The sequence below is a fragment of the Asaia sp. HumB genome (assembly GCF_030263835.1).
GTDB lineage: Bacteria > Pseudomonadota > Alphaproteobacteria > Acetobacterales > Acetobacteraceae > Asaia > Asaia bogorensis.
On sequence record NZ_JARPML010000002.1, the window covers coordinates 3,074,196 to 3,090,019 of the forward strand.

26 protein-coding genes and 2 pseudogenes are annotated in these 15,824 nt (G+C 60.7%); all 28 read left to right on the forward strand.

Annotated features, from left to right (window positions below; translation table 11 throughout):
• The first annotated feature begins 20 nt into the window (after window positions 1-20).
• Window positions 21-209, forward strand: coding sequence for a hypothetical protein (locus P5689_RS14910; RefSeq protein ID WP_285533755.1), 189 nt, complete (start codon window positions 21-23; stop codon window positions 207-209).
• On the forward strand, window positions 206-424 hold the full coding sequence (locus tag P5689_RS14915) for a hypothetical protein (RefSeq protein ID WP_062164661.1): 219 nt from the start codon (window positions 206-208) through the stop codon (window positions 422-424). Before P5689_RS14910 ends, P5689_RS14915 begins: the two co-directional genes overlap by 4 nt.
• Window positions 417-689, forward strand: a complete 273-nt coding sequence (locus P5689_RS14920; protein ID WP_285533756.1) for a DUF2312 domain-containing protein — start codon at window positions 417-419, stop codon at window positions 687-689. The genes P5689_RS14915 and P5689_RS14920 overlap by 8 nt, the downstream gene beginning before the upstream one ends.
• Complete coding sequence (locus P5689_RS14925) at window positions 683-895, forward strand: hypothetical protein (protein ID WP_285533757.1); 213 nt, start codon at window positions 683-685, stop codon at window positions 893-895. The genes P5689_RS14920 and P5689_RS14925 overlap by 7 nt, the downstream gene beginning before the upstream one ends.
• Window positions 883-1,305, forward strand: coding sequence for a hypothetical protein (locus P5689_RS14930; protein WP_285533758.1), 423 nt, complete (start codon window positions 883-885; stop codon window positions 1,303-1,305). Before P5689_RS14925 ends, P5689_RS14930 begins: the two co-directional genes overlap by 13 nt.
• Window positions 1,302-2,252: a DUF1376 domain-containing protein gene (locus P5689_RS14935; protein WP_285533759.1), complete on the forward strand. Its 951-nt coding sequence runs from the start codon at window positions 1,302-1,304 to the stop codon at window positions 2,250-2,252. The genes P5689_RS14930 and P5689_RS14935 overlap by 4 nt, the downstream gene beginning before the upstream one ends.
• Window positions 2,249-2,980, forward strand: coding sequence for a hypothetical protein (locus P5689_RS14940; protein WP_285533760.1), 732 nt, complete (start codon window positions 2,249-2,251; stop codon window positions 2,978-2,980). Before P5689_RS14935 ends, P5689_RS14940 begins: the two co-directional genes overlap by 4 nt.
• A 62-nt stretch (window positions 2,981-3,042) precedes the next feature.
• The gene (locus P5689_RS14945; protein WP_285533762.1) at window positions 3,043-3,414 is read left to right on the forward strand and encodes a hypothetical protein; all 372 of its coding nucleotides are present in this window, start codon (window positions 3,043-3,045) and stop codon (window positions 3,412-3,414) included.
• On the forward strand, window positions 3,411-3,671 hold the full coding sequence (locus P5689_RS14950) for a hypothetical protein (protein ID WP_285533763.1): 261 nt from the start codon (window positions 3,411-3,413) through the stop codon (window positions 3,669-3,671). Before P5689_RS14945 ends, P5689_RS14950 begins: the two co-directional genes overlap by 4 nt.
• Window positions 3,671-3,916: a hypothetical protein gene (locus P5689_RS14955; protein ID WP_285533764.1), complete on the forward strand. Its 246-nt coding sequence runs from the start codon at window positions 3,671-3,673 to the stop codon at window positions 3,914-3,916. The genes P5689_RS14950 and P5689_RS14955 overlap by 1 nt, the downstream gene beginning before the upstream one ends.
• A 191-nt stretch (window positions 3,917-4,107) precedes the next feature.
• The gene (locus P5689_RS14960; RefSeq protein WP_285533765.1) at window positions 4,108-4,305 is read left to right on the forward strand and encodes a hypothetical protein; all 198 of its coding nucleotides are present in this window, start codon (window positions 4,108-4,110) and stop codon (window positions 4,303-4,305) included.
• Window positions 4,306-4,421: 116 nt separating this feature from the next.
• Window positions 4,422-5,009, forward strand: coding sequence for a hypothetical protein (locus P5689_RS14965; RefSeq protein WP_285533766.1), 588 nt, complete (start codon window positions 4,422-4,424; stop codon window positions 5,007-5,009).
• Window positions 5,010-5,072: 63 nt separating this feature from the next.
• Entirely contained in the window at window positions 5,073-5,423 is a 351-nt protein-coding gene (locus P5689_RS14970) for a hypothetical protein (protein ID WP_285531553.1), read from the forward strand.
• On the forward strand, window positions 5,399-5,914 hold the full coding sequence (locus tag P5689_RS14975; RefSeq protein ID WP_285531552.1) for a hypothetical protein: 516 nt from the start codon (window positions 5,399-5,401) through the stop codon (window positions 5,912-5,914). Before P5689_RS14970 ends, P5689_RS14975 begins: the two co-directional genes overlap by 25 nt.
• Complete coding sequence (locus P5689_RS14980) at window positions 5,895-7,121, forward strand: PBSX family phage terminase large subunit (RefSeq protein ID WP_285531551.1); 1,227 nt, start codon at window positions 5,895-5,897, stop codon at window positions 7,119-7,121. Before P5689_RS14975 ends, P5689_RS14980 begins: the two co-directional genes overlap by 20 nt.
• A 221-nt stretch (window positions 7,122-7,342) precedes the next feature.
• Entirely contained in the window at window positions 7,343-8,722 is a 1,380-nt protein-coding gene (locus P5689_RS14985) for a DUF1073 domain-containing protein (protein WP_285533767.1), read from the forward strand.
• Complete coding sequence (locus P5689_RS14990) at window positions 8,719-9,528, forward strand: phage minor head protein (protein ID WP_285531807.1); 810 nt, start codon at window positions 8,719-8,721, stop codon at window positions 9,526-9,528. Before P5689_RS14985 ends, P5689_RS14990 begins: the two co-directional genes overlap by 4 nt.
• Window positions 9,528-10,691 (forward strand): DUF2213 domain-containing protein, encoded by a 1,164-nt coding sequence (locus tag P5689_RS14995; protein WP_285531548.1) that lies wholly within the window; start codon window positions 9,528-9,530, stop codon window positions 10,689-10,691. Before P5689_RS14990 ends, P5689_RS14995 begins: the two co-directional genes overlap by 1 nt.
• A gap of 12 nt (window positions 10,692-10,703) precedes the next feature.
• Window positions 10,704-10,859, forward strand: coding sequence for a hypothetical protein (locus P5689_RS15000; protein ID WP_285533768.1), 156 nt, complete (start codon window positions 10,704-10,706; stop codon window positions 10,857-10,859).
• Window positions 10,860-10,863: 4 nt separating this feature from the next.
• On the forward strand, window positions 10,864-11,214 hold the full coding sequence (locus P5689_RS15005) for a hypothetical protein (protein WP_285531546.1): 351 nt from the start codon (window positions 10,864-10,866) through the stop codon (window positions 11,212-11,214).
• Window positions 11,214-11,858, forward strand: coding sequence for a hypothetical protein (locus P5689_RS15010; RefSeq protein WP_285533770.1), 645 nt, complete (start codon window positions 11,214-11,216; stop codon window positions 11,856-11,858). The genes P5689_RS15005 and P5689_RS15010 overlap by 1 nt, the downstream gene beginning before the upstream one ends.
• Window positions 11,855-12,259: a hypothetical protein gene (locus P5689_RS15015; protein ID WP_285533771.1), complete on the forward strand. Its 405-nt coding sequence runs from the start codon at window positions 11,855-11,857 to the stop codon at window positions 12,257-12,259. Before P5689_RS15010 ends, P5689_RS15015 begins: the two co-directional genes overlap by 4 nt.
• Window positions 12,260-12,261: 2 nt before the next feature.
• Window positions 12,262-12,687 carry a hypothetical protein gene (locus P5689_RS15020; protein WP_285531804.1) on the forward strand — a complete coding sequence of 142 codons (426 nt, stop codon included), beginning with the start codon at window positions 12,262-12,264 and terminating at the stop codon, window positions 12,685-12,687.
• Complete coding sequence (locus P5689_RS15025; RefSeq protein WP_285533772.1) at window positions 12,684-13,127, forward strand: DUF4054 domain-containing protein; 444 nt, start codon at window positions 12,684-12,686, stop codon at window positions 13,125-13,127. The genes P5689_RS15020 and P5689_RS15025 overlap by 4 nt, the downstream gene beginning before the upstream one ends.
• Window positions 13,127-13,630, forward strand: coding sequence for a hypothetical protein (locus P5689_RS15030; protein WP_285531801.1), 504 nt, complete (start codon window positions 13,127-13,129; stop codon window positions 13,628-13,630). Before P5689_RS15025 ends, P5689_RS15030 begins: the two co-directional genes overlap by 1 nt.
• Window positions 13,623-13,928 (forward strand): hypothetical protein, encoded by a 306-nt coding sequence (locus tag P5689_RS15035; RefSeq protein ID WP_285533773.1) that lies wholly within the window; start codon window positions 13,623-13,625, stop codon window positions 13,926-13,928. The genes P5689_RS15030 and P5689_RS15035 overlap by 8 nt, the downstream gene beginning before the upstream one ends.
• Before the next feature lie 201 nt (window positions 13,929-14,129).
• Window positions 14,130-14,534: pseudogene (locus P5689_RS15040) on the forward strand (LIC_12616 family protein); the annotation flags it as partial.
• A 36-nt stretch (window positions 14,535-14,570) separates the two neighbouring features.
• Window positions 14,571-15,692 (forward strand): annotated as a pseudogene (locus P5689_RS15045) (DUF3383 family protein).
• Window positions 15,693-15,824 lie beyond the last annotated feature (132 nt).

Below are 15,824 nucleotides of genomic sequence, written 5' to 3' on the forward strand. Positions count from 1 at the left end.
AGGGCGCGGGAGCAAGAGAAATGCCCTGGTTTAAAATCAAAATCGGAAGCTTCGGACTTGGCCGACATGCAGGCCCCCCACCTTCCTTTCGTCTGACATTCCTGCAGGTCGTCTGGAAAGACTGGGATCTGTTTGAAGCCTGGGCGCTGGCTGAGGTCGATCGCTACAAGCGAGCGCTCGAGGCTGCGCGGAAGGAGCTTCAGAAATGACCCAGCCGCTCCCGTTCGCAAACCTGCGAAATTACTTGGCCGATCAAATCGAAATGGAGGGAAGCCTCTCGCGCTGGGCTGACCGGCACGGCTTCCACAAATCGACCGTCTCCGAAGTCCTGAGCCAGAAGCGTGAAATGCCAGACACCATGGCGAACGCGCTTGGCTTTGCTGTCCAGAAAATTGCCATTCCGATGCGAGGCCAGAATGTCTGAGTTCCCGAACGATCATAATTTCCGCGCCCAAGAAGGCGGGGTGGATGCCGATCGTCTGCGCTCCATTATCAAGCGCCATATCCGGCTTGAGGAAGAGGTGAAGGCGCTGCGCGGCGACCAGAAGGACATCATGTCCGAGGCTAAGAGCGCGGGTTACTGTCCCAAGACGATTAAGCAGGTCATTCGCATCATGAATGCTGATCCGAAGGATGTGCAGGAAGCAGAGCATCTTCTCGACACATATCGGAGGGCATTAGGATGCTAGGTTTCCTCTTCCCCCGTCGATGCCGCCGCCTGGAAGCCGAGAACGAGCGTCTGCGCGTCCTGCTCTGGGAAGCCAAGACAGAGCCAGCACGCACGCTGGCCCTGATGGCGGCCAAGGACAAGGAAATCGCCGCCCTCAAAGCCGAGAACCGAGCCCTGAGACGGGACCGGGATCGGGCCGGGAGGTTTGCGCCATGCGAGAAATAACCTTCACCCTCCCCGCGCCTTTCCCGCTCGTAAACAGAACGACCGGGTTCAGCCACTACACAACGGCGAAACAGAAGAACCAACTCCGCAGGCAGGTCATGGCAGCGGCACTTCATCTACGCCCGCCTGCGCCGTTTGAGCGCGCCAAGGTCATAGTCGAGCGGCACTCTGTCGGCACCCCAGACAAGGACAACCTCTGGGGCTCTGCCAAGCGGCTGCTGGACTGCCTGACGACGCCCGCGCTGCTCAACGTCCGCACGGAAGGCGCTCGCCAGCGCACGAAGAACAAGCGCGGCCTGGGCTTCATCATCGATGACGCCCCGCAGTACGCCGAAATCGAGGTGATCGGCGTCAAATGCAAGCGCGACGAACAGCGGACAGTCGTGACCATTCGCGAGGTGGTGGGATGAGCAAACCAGAACCCCTGACGCCCGAATATTGCGACCTGCGCGGTTACGAATTCATGCCGCTTTTCGGTCACAAGCTGTTTGCAAGCGAGTTCTACACCGAGGCAAGCGCGGACGAATTTCGCGCAGGCCTGCGTCTTTGGTGGACAGCTTGGAACCAGGTGCCTGCTGGAAGCCTGCCGAACAGTGATCGCGCGCTTGCGACGTTGGCCGATTTCGGGCGCGACATCGAGGCTTGGCAGGATGTGAAAGAGCGCGCTCTGCACGGCTTTATCGAGTGTTCTGATGGGCGACTTTATCACCCAATGATCTGCGCCGAAGCCATTGATTCGTATGAGGAAAGGCTGCGCAAGAGCAAGCGCCGGAATGACGACAAGGAGCGCCTGAAACAGTGGCGTGAAATGCGCCGCAATCAGGAGCGAAACGCGTCTCATGCGGATGACACTGACACGAGTGAAACGGAAGTGAAACGCGTTTCAGGCGCATATCAAACGCATATCAGAAACGGTAACGTACAACGCGCCGCGCGGCGTGACAGGGACAGGGACAGGGACAGTAATACACACTCACTACGTTCGTGTGACGCGGCTTCGCCCGTCGCTGAAGCGCAGGCTGTCGCTGTCATCCCCCCTGATCCTCCGCTCGACGCCCGGACGGCGCTTTTCCGAACTGGCGTGACCACCGTGCAGGCCATGACCGGAATGCCGGGGCCAAAGGTCCGAACGCTGATCGGGAAATGGCTGAAGGACTGTGGCGACGATTGCGCGATGCTGAACGAGATCATCGCCCATGCAGCCGACACGCGGCCCGCTGAGCCGCAGGCATTCATCGCCGGAGCAATCAGACACCGCACCGCGAGCGACTTCCGCCAACTGGAAACGAACTGGGGGCTCGATGACGTCGATCTCGACGCCGCGCTCCGAGACCACGAAAGGGCCTTGGGCCTATGAGCGAACTGATTGCAACCGATCGCCCGCAAGCGGCGAAGGCCATTGCGACTTGGCTTGCCCGCCTTGCCCGCATGGTCCGGCATCAAAGCCAGATGACCCCGCAGGAGCGCGGGGCCATGGTCGCGGAATATGCGGAAATGCTTCTGCGCACCGACCTGCCAGACGCAGCTTTCAACTTCGACGCGCTGCACTACGTCGCAGAAGGTTGCGAGTGGTGGCCCGCGTTCTCGGTCCTTGCGTCGAAGCTCCAGGAGCACTGGGCCATCAAGCGCGTGCAGATGGAGAACCGGCAGCATCTCCGCATTGCCGGGCCGAGCGATAGCGCCCCGCTTTCGCCGAGTGACGAGAACTGGATGCGGTTCTGGCGCCGGAACGAGGACTTGGGTTGGACGCAGGGCGATGAGAAGATCGCCGATGAGCGTGCCAAGGTCGCTCGCAAGCGGAACAGTCTGAGCATGATCCGGCGCTACGCCCCCGACGCCTATCAGCGCATCACCGGCAAGCTGGCGGAGGATCGCGGATCCGGGCAGGATTGGCACGACGCACGCCAGCTCGCCACCACCCTGCGCGCGCTGCGTGACCATCCGTTCAAAGCCGTCATGCTTCGGGCCATGCAGGCGGCGGTGAAGAGCCGGGCCCCTGAGCATCTTGGCCTCGTGCAAGACGCGATTGCGAGCGCCGGAATGGCTGCCAATCCCGAGCCTCCCAGACAGAGGGCCACAGCATGAAAAACCCAGCAAAACCGGGCGATTTCGGTACAAACGGGACTCGGGGTGTGGTAGGATCGGGCATGAGCGAAACGACGAAACGGGCGATACCCACGGACCTCATGAACCTCGGCACGCATTGGTGCGAACGAGTGGACGCAACGCACCTGATTGCCAAGCCCGTGCCGTATCATGCCGCGAGAGCTAATCTGCGAGCCTCTGAGGGCGGTGCAGAGCGTGAGACGACGAACTCACCGGCGGAAATTGGAGGGGGCTGTACGGGGCGGAAACTGCCTTCTGCAAGGGTGGCACTTTGCGCCACCATGATCGTGTTCTTGCTGGTGTGCATCTGGAACATTGGCGGGGTTTGGTCCGCCTTCGGTGCGATCGGCGTGGTGATTTGGGCCAATCTGTTCCGAATGGAACGCGCTTCTGGTGGGGATGCCGGACGATGAAGAATTTCGGCAAGTGGTGCGCGTTCGGGCTTCTCGTGGTTGTGGCTTTGGAGGCTGGAGAAATCGGGGTGAGGCTCATGCGGCTTGGGGATTGGATCGACTCCTGCCTGGTGGTCCTGGCGAGCTTCGGACTCTGGTCTCTCGCCTACTCGATTGCCCCTCCGCAAGAAGTCGTCGTGATCGTGCGAAACGGCGGTGACGTCGATGTTCAGGCCTATGGGCAAATTTTCCGCGCTTCTGGTGGGGAGGGGGTTTGATGGATGGGAGTAAGAAAGCCGAGGCGCTAACATTTGGCGATTACATGGCTCGTTATGCCGACCCTTTGATCATAAGAACATTTATTGATCCGGCATTTACTGCGTGGGCCAAAGGGGGAGAATTCAAGCCCTTGCCGCGTACGGAGAAGGTCAAATTTTCCCTGCGTAACAAGTGCTATGAATGGCGCGGGAGACTGGCGCTTTGGATTGCGCCGTGGCTTGAGGGCGCCGAAGAACTGCGGTGACCCTTCCCTTCCCCACCTGGCGCGACCTAGCCGACACGCGCGCCAGCCGAGACCCCGACCAGCGCGTGACGGATGACGATCCGGGGTTTTGGGTCGGCGCCACGAAAACAGCAAAGCTCGTGGCGCAAGTTTTAATTGATTTTTGAGTCACGATTAACGGAGATTACCGTTACAAACTCAGGATCAAAAAAATGCCAAAAAGCCAGATCCCCGCCCTAATGTTATTCGTCAACTGCTTCGTCATCGTGAGCTTACGGGCGATGGAGATAGAGATCGAATATGGCATGGAAGCTATGCTCTATATGTCCGCCTGTCTCCTCGGTCTGGCTTGCGTTGCCCAACTGAGTTTGCGGTTGTTCAAGGCGCATCGGCTTCGTCGTCGTTATTGATCCGTAAGAACCGAACGTAGCTGTGCGTCAGAAATACTTTGACGGCGCGGCGTAATACCGGTGCGGGGCAAGCGGATTTCGTTGTACTGACGGGCTTGTTCTGGTAGGATTTGGGTATGGCCATATCCCCCGAAATCGCAGCAACGATCTCCGAAATGTCCAAGCCCAAAGCGGAGGATCGGCCTTTTGCCGTGCGATCCGCAAAGCCGCTCGGCCCCACTCCGGAGCGCATGACGAAGCCGGACTATTTCGGCGCTCGTGACAGCCGCAAAAAAGTGCGTGCCCTCCTGTCTCTGTGTGAATCCGGCGAACTGAGTTCCGAGAGCGAAACAGTCGCAAGACACTGGATAGACGATTACCAGTACGCGAATTTCGGATATGCCGACTTCATGCGCGATCCTGTCCCGGACGATTACGTGAAGGGCGACGCCATCACATTCGGGCTTAACCGGGCGCATGGCGGGCACCGTATCGCCCTGATCCGTGACAGTCTCGGGGCTGACACTCACCACTTCCTTGTTCGTCTGCTCATTGCCGAACACTCGTTCAGCGAGATGGCCCGCGACCTTGTGCCCCACATCAAGGGAACGCCGGGTGGCAAGGCGATCCGACAACGCGCCGTGATGCTGCTCAAGCTGCTGCCGTCCATCTATCGCGCCGCAGTAGCGGAACAGAAGCGGCTCGCAGAGGCAGTGCGCAATTAACGCTGTACCTTGACCAAACCGCGTGCTAATTCTCGCTAGAATTCCAAAATTGCGCGGTTCGTCATGCTCCCTCAGTCGGTTCGATTGGAGAGAGGCGACGTGCTGCGCGTGAATGACGCCCGGTTTATTGTGGTTGCCGCCAATGGCGACGACGCTGCCGGGTGCATAATCCTTGCAGATCCTGAGAACCGGCACCGATCGGACATGCCGCTTCATTGGGCGCAGGCTTTCCGTCTGGGTATCCGTGGCGAGTGCGTCGTCCGATGCGCACCCCAGATGATCAGGATGGCGGACCGGCAAGAGCGCGTTGGAAAAGTGGCGCTCGTTGTTGCCGATCAGGTGGCGTCATTCGTGGCGCGTGAGATGCAGATACAGGCGAGAGAAGACGGATGGCGAAGCGACCGGGGAAGGTAGCTGAAGCACAGGCCGAAGCTCCTGCCCCCCGTGGCAGGCCGAGCGGATATTGCGCTGAGCTTGCGCGCGATATCTGCCTTCTGCTCGCTGAAGGAAAATCCCTGCGCCGCATATGCACTGAAGAACGCTTCCCATCGGAGTCCACCGTTCGCGGATGGGTTGTCGATGATCGGGAAGGTTTTTCCGCGCAATACGCACGCGCAAAAGAGATGGGTCTGCACTCCATGGCAGAGGAAACCATTGAGATTGCGGACGATGGGACCAACGACACGTATACGAAAGAGGATGGGTCGGAGGGCGTGAATTCAGACGTGGTGCAGCGTTCGCGCTTGCGAGTGGATGCCCGCAAGTGGTTCCTCTCGAAGATGATGCCCAAGGTTTACGGCGACAAGGTGACGCAAGAAATGACGGGGGTGGATGGAGCGCCGTTGCAGATGCCGACGCTGGTGATTGCGCCTTTCCAATCAAGAGATGAGCCAGACGAGAATTGAAATCCCGCCTGCGTTCGGTGATTTTGGGCGCGGGTACCGTTACCGGGTCTGGTATGGTGGGCGCGGCTCTTCCAAATCCTGGACCGTTTCGCGTGTTCTTGTGGCGCTGGCTGCAACCCGACCGATCCGGGTGCTGTGCGTTCGCGAGTTTCAGAACTCCATCAATGATTCAGTCAAGCGGCTCTTGGCCGACCAGATCGAAGCTCTGGGACTGACGCCATGGTTCAAGGTGCAGGAAACAAGCATCTCATCCAAGGCGGGTGCAGAGTTTCTGTTCAAGGGCCTTGCCCGCAATATCCAGGGCATCAAGTCCACAGAAGGCGTAGATATCTGCTGGGTCGAGGAAGGTCAGACCGTCAGCCAGTCGTCGCTCGATATCCTGATCCCGACCATTCGTAAGGCCGGGTCCGAACTCTGGTTCACCTACAATCCAGAGCACGACGACGACCCCATGCACCGGCTTATGCTGATGCTGCAGGACGAGGGCGGCGCTCTGGTCCGCAAGGTCGGCTGGCAGGATAACCCGTGGTTTCCGCCTGAACTGAACGCCGAACGGCAACTGCTGCTCAGGCACGACCCGGAGGCTTACGAGCACGTCTGGGAAGGTGAATGCAGGACGATCAGCGAAGCGGTTGTGTTCCGGCACCGCGTGTCGTTTGAGGAATTTGAGACGCCGGATAACGCCCGGTTCTACTTCGGGGCTGACTGGGGATTTTCACAAGATCCAACGGCGCTCATCCGGGCATTCATCGATGATGACGTGCTCTATGTCGATCAGGAAGCGTTCGGCCTCGGTGTAGAGATGGATGAGTTGCCCACCTTGTTCGACCGGGTGCCGGGCTCGCGTGACTGGCCGATCCTGGCCGATTGCGCGAGGCCAGAGACGATCAGCTACATGGCGAACCGGCATCGCTTTCGCATCATGCCAGCCGAGAAATGGAAAGGCTGTGTTGAGGACGGCATCGAGCGCATCAAAGCGTTCCGCAAGATCGTGGTGCACCCACGCTGCGAGCAGATCGCCAAGGAATTCCGAATGTATTCCTACAAGGTCGACCCGCGAGATGCGCGCCTGATCCTGCCTAAGCTCGAAGACAAGTGGAACCACGGCATCGATGCCCTGCGCTATGCCCTCTCGCCCCTGATCCAGAACCGCCGCAAGGCTCCCGACTTCTCCGCATTTAACGCCCTACCCAACCGCAGACGATAGGCCCATCCATGGCAGCTTGGTTCACCCGCAAGGCCGCAACTCCGGCTGTGCGAGTAGAGCCGCGTCCTACCGATAGGAAAGAGCCACGCATTTCATTCGCAAGGTTTGCGCAGGATGCCGATCTTGCCGAACTGGCGCGGGTTGAGGCGGCCACGCGGTCGTTCCAGCCGTACCAGCCTCCGGCTGGCGTGCGTGGTGCTGCACTCGCGATGGATGACGCCATGTCCCTCCCCGCCGGGTTCGGCGCGTGGGCGGGCGAGAACATTGGCATCATTGAAGGCTACATTGCGGACGGCCTGAGTTTCCAAGGCTATCCGTATCTTGCCCAGATGATGCAGCGGGCCGAGTTCCGTAAGCCGGTCGATGTGCTGGCCAAGGAGTGCACCCGCGAGTGGATCAGGTTCCGCAGCAAGAAGCAGACGGCCTCGCCGGGCGACGATAAAGCCGCAGCCAAGCGCATCTCCGAGATCGAGACGGCCTTCAAATCGTTCCACATCCGCGAGGTAATCCGCGAGCAGATCCGGCATGGCCTCGGCTACGGCATCGGCCACGTATGGGCTGACGTCGGAGATCTTGGTTACGGCGCGCTGGATCAGGAAAAGCCCCTGCGCGTCAACAAGAACGGCATGGCTCAGGGCGCTCTTCGCAGATTTGCGAACGTTGAGCCGATCTGGACGACCCCGGCCAATTACAACGCCGACACGCCGCTGCGTGATGACTTCTACAAGCCATCCGTCTGGTGGGTTCAGGGATCGCGGGTCCATTCGTCCCGCATGAAGAGCCTGGTTCCCTTCCCCGTTTCTCAGATGCTGGCGCCCGCCTTCAACTTCGGCGGCCTGTCGCTCACGCAGCAACTCAAAACCTACGTTCACAACTTCCTGCGCCTGCGCAACAGCGTGTCGAGCATTGCAGCCAACTTCTCGAAGCTGGTCCTACTGACGGACATGTTCGGGAACATGGCCACGCCGCAGCACGCGGACTATGGCGATATCAACCCGAGTTCGCTGACCGGACGAGCCAGCCTGCTTCAGTCCATCTCGGATGGGCAGGACACGATCGTAGCGGACAAAGAGAAAGAGGACGCCAAGATCCTCGCCACCCCGCTTGGCGGTCTGAACGAGCTACTGGCGCAGGCCATGGAGGCCATGGCGTCCATCCCCGGCATCCCGCTTGTGAAGCTATTCGGCATCCAGCCAACCGGGCTCAACGCCTCGTCTGATGGCGAAATTCGCGTGTTCTACGACGAGATCGCGGCGTGGCAGGCGGACCAGATCGAGCCGACGCTTCGGTGGATGTTCAACCTCGTTCAGATCCATCTCTGGGGCGATATCGACCCGGACATTGATTACGAGTTTGTTCACCTCTGGCAGATGGACGAAAAGCAGGCTGCCGAGGTCGAGAAGCTTAAGTCCGACACCGACGCCGTGAACATCGTCTCGGGCAAGATATCGCCTGACGAGGCCCGCGAACGCGAGGCGACGGACGACACCAGCATCTATCGCAACGTGAACCTGACCGGCCCTGCCCCAGAAAAGCCTGAAGACGATCTGGATGACGGCAGCATGTCGGGTCTGCTGAGCAAGGCGGAGGGCGAAGAGTGACGAAACTCCGGTGCGACAGCGCGAAAGGGCGAACACTCGCCCCGCAGCGCCCGAACGCCGGAGTGGAAGCCGCTTATCGCAAGGCCCTGACTGATCTGGTCGAGGAAATGGCGGCGAGCGTCGATTACTGGGTCAAGGCGAACTACCGCAAGATTGTGCCGCAGGTGGCGCAGGACGCCTCTCCTGCCTCGGTGCTTCAGGGCATCATGAACAAGCTCACAGCGCGGTGGCGGACCCGGTTTAACGAGGTCGCCGACGAACTGGCCCGTCGCTTCGTGAAGCAGGCTCAGAGCCACGCTGACCGGCAACTGAGCCTGGACCTGCAACGCAACGGGTTTGCGATCAAGTTCAAGCCGACAGCCGACATGCGCCGTCAGGCGGCCCTTTCTGCGGCTGAAAATGTTCTGCTGATCAAGTCGATCCCAGAGCAGTACCTCGCCCAGGTTGGTGGTGCTGTGATGCGATCGGCTCTGGCTGGCGGTGATCTCGGCACCCTGACGGCGGATCTGAAGCAGCGATACGGCATCACGCATCGACGCGCAGCCTTCATCGCCCGCGACCAGAACCGCAAGGTTGGCGAGGCCATGACCCGCACCCGGCAGATGGGTCTCGGGATTACAGAGGCTATCTGGCAGCACTCACACGGCGGAAAGCATCCGCGAGAGAGCCACGACAAGGCCGGTCGCGACAAGCTGCGCTACCGGCTCGACAAGGGCGCCTACATTGACGGGCAGTGGATTTTCCCCGGCTCCGAGCCGAATTGCCGGTGTGTCTCCAAGCCGATCATCCCAGGATTTGATGACTGATGACAAAGCAGGTCATGGCCTTCGACCGATCCGTTCGACGGGTCGATGATGACGGCCATCTACACGTCGAGCGGTGCATCCTCAGTGCGGCTGTAGTCTCGCCCTACTGGGGCAGCGAGATCAAGGACGCCGAACGCCTCGGGCTCAAGCCTGACGTGCTGTATCAGGTCTATCGCGATGCCGATGCCCTGCGTGATGCCGCAGCGAGCATGAACGGCAAGCCACTGATCGAGATCCACCAGCCGATCAGTGCCGACGCTCACCCCCGCGAAATCACGGTGGGCGCAGTCAACAACGTCTCATTCAATGCCCCCGACCTGATCGGCGAACTGTCGATCTGGGACGGTGACGCAATCGCACGAATTCAGGACGGCTCGAAGCGCAGCGTATCCGCTGGATATGCCTACGATATCGTCCCTGAGAGCGGGACCATCAACGGGCAGGAATACAGCCTAAAGATGGTCAACATCCGCTTCAACCATCTCGCCCTGGTCGAGAAACCCCGCGTTGACACCGCCATCATTGGCGACAGCGCATCCCCAACATTGGAGAGAAAGAGCATGGCTGGACACAAGCCCATGTCACCGGCGGCGAAGGTTTCAGCCGCTCTGAAGGCCGGTCGCCTCGCACTCGATGCCTCGGAAGAGGATGTGAAGAAGTGCATGGACGAGGAAGAGGACGACCGCAAGGAAGCCGAGGACGAGGAAGAAGAGGACAAGGACCGCAAGGCCGAAGACTCTGACGACACGGACGATGACGACGACGATGCCATGGACGAGGAAGAGGACGACAAGGACGACCGCAAGGCCGCCGATGCTGCCCCTCGGATGATCTCGCTTGCCGACGCCCGCCGCATGGCTCGTGACGAAGCCGCCCGCGCCGTGGCCAAGCAGGAACAGAAGGCCGCAGCCCTGCGCGTGGCTCTCGATGCCGTTCGCCCGGTCGTTGGCGACGTGCATGGCATGGACAGCGCCGCTTCAGTCTATCGCTATGCGCTCGCCGATCAGGGCGTGGCCTTTGACGGCGTTTCCGATGCCTCTGGTCTGGCCGCGATCTGGCGTGTCGTCACGCAGCGTCAGGCATCCCCTCGCCGCATCGCCGCCGACAGCGCCGTTGCCACTGATTCCCCGATCGCGGGCAAGTCTGCTCGCATCAAGGCATAAGGAGCCTGACCGATGGGTTTCCCCAACAAGATCAATTACAACTGGGCGGTCGGCTTCCCTGGCGGATCGCCTCGGCCAATCCCGACGCTCGGCCATTCCCGGCTCGCTCGGTTTCCGCGCTGGTTCGGCTGGCGTAGCGGTCGGCGCGTTCGGATGGGTGCAGGCTGACGGTGTGACCGTGCTGAACAAGCCGGTCGGCTCCGAAGCTCCCACGGGCTTCGTTCTGCGCGATCAGCAGGCTCTCATCACAGCCTATCTGGCCGAGAGCACCATGCTCCTGCCGAGCGGCTTCAACGTGCAGCTCATGTCGGGTGGCGATTACTTCGCCGTTGCCTCCACCGCAGCCACAGCAGGTCAGGCCGTCTATGCCTCGACCACTGACGGCAGCCTTCAGACGGGCGCGGCTGGCACGGTTCCGAGCGGCACCGTCGCCACAGGCTTCGTCGTCACGCAGGGCGGCGCTGCTGGCGCAACCATCATCATCTCCGGCGCCGTTGCGCCGATCTCCGGGAGCAACGAATAATGGCATCGTTTCGCGCTGAGGCCCCTCGCCTTGCGATGGATTGGGGCATCAACCTTCGCGGCGTCACGCACTACACCGACGAGAAGGGCGTGGCGCTCGACGCTGCTCCCGTGTTCGGTGCCGTAACCGCCCCGAACAGCGGCATCCCGGCGATCCTGAACACGACCGTCGATCCGCAGCTTATCCGCCAGCTCATCACTCCGACCAAATCCGAAGAGATTTACGGTTCGGAAAAGAAGGGCGACCGGACCAACAAGACCGTCATGTTCCCGGTCATCGAGTCCTCGGGTTACGCCGTGGCCTATGGTGACTACGAGCAGGGCGGCGACAGCAGCGCGAACGCCAATTGGGTGTCGCGTCAGTCCTTCCACTTCCAGACCTGGGCCAAGTACGGCGACCTTGAGTTGGAGATGATGGGAACGGCAAGCATCCCGTGGGTGGCTGAGCAGCGCACGGCGGGCGTATCGGTTCTCGCCAAGCAGCAGAACCTCATCAACCTGTTCGGCGTCTCCGGCCTGGAGAACTACGGTGCGTTGAATGACCCGGCCCTGCCTGCGGCTATCACCGCATCGGTCAGAGAGCGGACAGCAACACGGCATGGACCAGCACCAGCGATCCTAACGCCATCTACGTCGATTTCGTGACGTTGTTCACTGCGCTCAACAAGGCGCTGATGGGCAACATCAACAATCAGACGCGCCTCAAGGTCGTCGTGCCGTCCGAACTGTCGGCAGTCATGACCTACACGAACAGCTTCGGCATCACCCTTGAGGACATGCTGAAGAAGTCCTGGCCGAACATGGAGATCGTGTTCTTGCCGGAAGCGGGTGTCACCATGTCGGGCGGCTACACCAGCGCCAATGTCATGCAGATGTTCGCGCCCGAGATCGACGGGGTTGAAACGGTCTCGACCGCCTTCACCGAGAAGCTGACGATGCACCGTATCGAGCAGTATTCGACCAATGCACGCCAGAAGATGAGCCGTGGCGGATGGGGCACGATCTGGAAGCGTCCCATGGCTGTTGCACAGATGGTGGGGATCTGATCATGGCTGATACCGTCACTGTTCTCTGCCGCCTTCCCCATGGCCTGGAACTCCGCATTGCTCCTGATGGTGATGTGGAGCGGCGTGCCAAACTCAGCGCCGATGACAAGCCCGACCGCAGCCCGGTCGGCTACGTCCAGAGCGTCACCGTCAACGGCGCCAACCGTGCGCCGGACTACCATCCCAAGGACAATGTCCTGCTGGGTCGTGTCGGGCGCACGCAGGTCGAGAAATCCTTTTGGGATAAGTGGCTCGCCCAGCACAAGGACAGCGACCTTGTGAAGAACCATTGCGTCTTTGCGGAAGTGACCGAGCGTGCAGCCGATGCGAAGGCCCGCGAGTTTGCGACCGAAAAGACCGGGTTCGAGGGCGTCAGCCCTGAGGATCTGCAGCGCAAGGGTATGGAAGCGGAGACCGCGACCCGATGACCGACACCACGCCGCAACCGGGCGTTGTCACGTTCGACTATGCGGCGTGGTCAGCGGCCTATCCTGAATTGGCGTCCTCGGTCACAGAGGCAGCTGCTCAGGCCCGGTTCGATATGGCAACCGCCATTCTCGACAATAGCGCCTACAGCCCCGAGCCGGACGTGACCAAGCGAACGCGTCTGCTCTACCTGCTAACCGCGCATATCGCGTTCCTGTTCCTGCCCCAGTCTCAGGGTGGGCGTGGGGCCGATAGCGTCGGACGGCTGGCCTCGGCCACTCGTGGCAGCGTCTCAGTCTCGTTCGATGCCGGTTCGACAGCGGCCAATCAGTCATGGTTCGCCCAGACGCAATATGGCCTCATGTTCTGGCAGGCGACGATCTATCTCCGACAAATGCGGTTCATCCCCGGACGCTCCGCACGCGCAAGGATCTGGCCCTGATGGCAAAGCAGGTACTCAGGGGCGGCGACAAGCTGCGCAAGGCGTTGGACGACCTCGCGAAGAAGGTGGCGCGTGGCGGTACTGTCGAGGCGGGGTTCATCGACGGTCGGACATACTCAGACGCCGCCAAAACCCCAGTCGCGCAGGTTGCGCAATGGAACGAGTTTGGAACCTCGACCTCACCCCCTCGTCCTTTCATGCGGCAAACGATCAACGATCACCAAGACGGCTGGGGTAAGGCTCTCGCGACCTCGCTCAAAGCGACAGATTATGACGTGCATCGATCCTTGGATTTCGTGGGCGAAATAATCGATGACCAGATCAGGACCAGCATCAGAGAAGGCAGCTTCGCGCCGATCTCGGAGAGAACGCTTGAAGCCCGTCTGGCGTCCTCCAAACGCACAGGCACACTCAAGTCGGTGAACATGGAGACTGCAAGCAAGCCGCTCGTGGACACGGGGCTCATGCTTGGCTCAGTCAGCCACGAGGTATCCGATGATTGACGTGTTCGGCATCGCCTCTGGCGCGCTGGGGATCGTCAACCCGGCAACCACCGTCACGGTGAAGTGCTCTGACGGGTACGAGATCCAGCCTGACGGTTCGCCCAAGCTAAAGACCTTCACCCTTACCGTTGAGGCCGACATTCAGGCCGTCTCGGCGGGTGATCTCGAGCATGTGGCCAGCATCAACCAGCAGGCTGACATGCGCGCCGTCGATATCCGGGCGGCCTCAAGGGGCTTTCCCGCCCGCTGCAAGTTGGCGGCGATCTTCTCAATTTCTACGGCTCTGACTGGCTCGTAACGCAGCCGGTCGAGGAATGGGGTTTCGGCGAATGGTCCAAAGTGATTGTGACCCGGCAGACAGCGGCCCCCTGTCCCATGTGACGCTCTCCCCGACCGATCGCGAGATAAACACCGCTCTCCGGTCCTGGCTCCTGACGGTCGTGCCGAATGGTGTGGAGGTGATGCAGGGCCAGCTTAACCGGGTGGCAGCCCGACCGGCCCGTTCATCGTTTTCACGCCGCTCTTTCGCCGGCGCATCGCTACCAACGCATCACGCTACACCAGCACAACGCGTAAAGTGGTCGAGCCGATGGAGTGCACGGTCCAGATATCGGCTTTCGGTTCGGTATCTGGCGAGGCCGTACAGCGTGTCGTGGCCCTCTGGCGGGACATGTATGCGGCTGACTGGCTGCGCAACGCCACAGGCGGCGTCATGGCCCCTCTCTACGCCTCTGAGCCGCGTCAGACCGGCTTCATCAACAGCGACAAGCAATACGAGGACAACTGGACGGCGGACCTGAAATTCCAGGTCAATTTCACCGTCTCGACCCCTCAGGACTTTGCCCAATCCATCACCGTCGATCTCCGCGAGGTCGATGCTTCTTTCCCCTCACCCAAGGAGTGAACGCCCGTGGCGGTCGGAACACCTATCTCCCTCGTCGTGTCGGTCGTGCCGGGCACAATCCCGGCGAACGGCACCCTCGATTTCCTCAATGGCCTCGTAATCACTGCCGACATAGCCGCAGTCCCTAACGGAACTACGAAGGTATTTTATGACCTTGCAAGCGTCGGCGTAACATTCGGCACGAGTTCGAATGAATACAAAATCGCTGAAGCGTATTTCGTGGGATACGATAATGCGTTACAATTTCCTGCCACCCTCTACTTCGCAGGATATGGCCCGGACTCGACTCCGGCATCGTTCATGTCGTCCGACGCTATCACGTCTCTCCCCTGGACGGGGTTTACGACCGCTTACGAGCCAGACCTTGCGACGAAGCAGGCATTCGCTACATGGACAGGGGCCCAGAATGCGAAATACTGGTACGTCCCTTGGGATACTGACACGGCTGCATCGACGCAGGGCAGCACGGCGAGTTTTGGCGCGTGGCTGGTCGCGCAGGACCTCACCGGCACTTCTCCCGTTTACATGGACCCGGCTGCGGCGGGCGCTTTTCTGGGCTGGATGGCTGCCCTGAACTTCGATCAGGTGAACGGTCGCCAGAACCTCGCCTTTACCTCAAACGGCCAGGTCACACCCGCCACCTACAGCGCGGCGACGGCGGCCACCCTGCTGGCCAACGGCTACAACTGGTACGGCCAGTTCAGCGGGCGCGCAGGCTCTTTCAACTGGGTCTATAACGGCAGCGTCTCCGGTCCCTTCCTCTGGGCGGACAGCTACATCAACCAGATCTGGATCAATGCGCTTCTGCAGTATGCCGACGCCTCGACCCTGACGAATTTCGGCAACGTGCCGTTCAATACGCAGGGCGATGCGATTATCTCGGCCGGGCGCAAGTCGGTGATCAGTCAGGCTCTCAGCTACGGCGCGATTTAGACCGGCGTTGCGATCAGCGACAGCCAGAAGCTCGCCATCAATCGCTTCTTCGGCGTGGATAGTGCCGCGGACTCAGTGGTGAACCAGGGCTATTACGAGCAGCCCGGCGCATCCACGGCCACGTCTGCCAACCGTGCAGCCCGCACCATTCCGGCGTCCAAGTTCGCCTATGCGGACGGCCAGTCCGTCCAAATGATCACCCTTCTGTCCCGTGAGGTCATCTGATGTCCTTTATCACTTCGGCTGACGCCATCTTCATGCTCACGGTGCAGACGCTGTTCAATGCACCGGTACGCCTCGAAAACTGGTCGGCAGATCGTGCGTGGGAGGCTGCCGCGATTGAGCAGGCCGAAACCC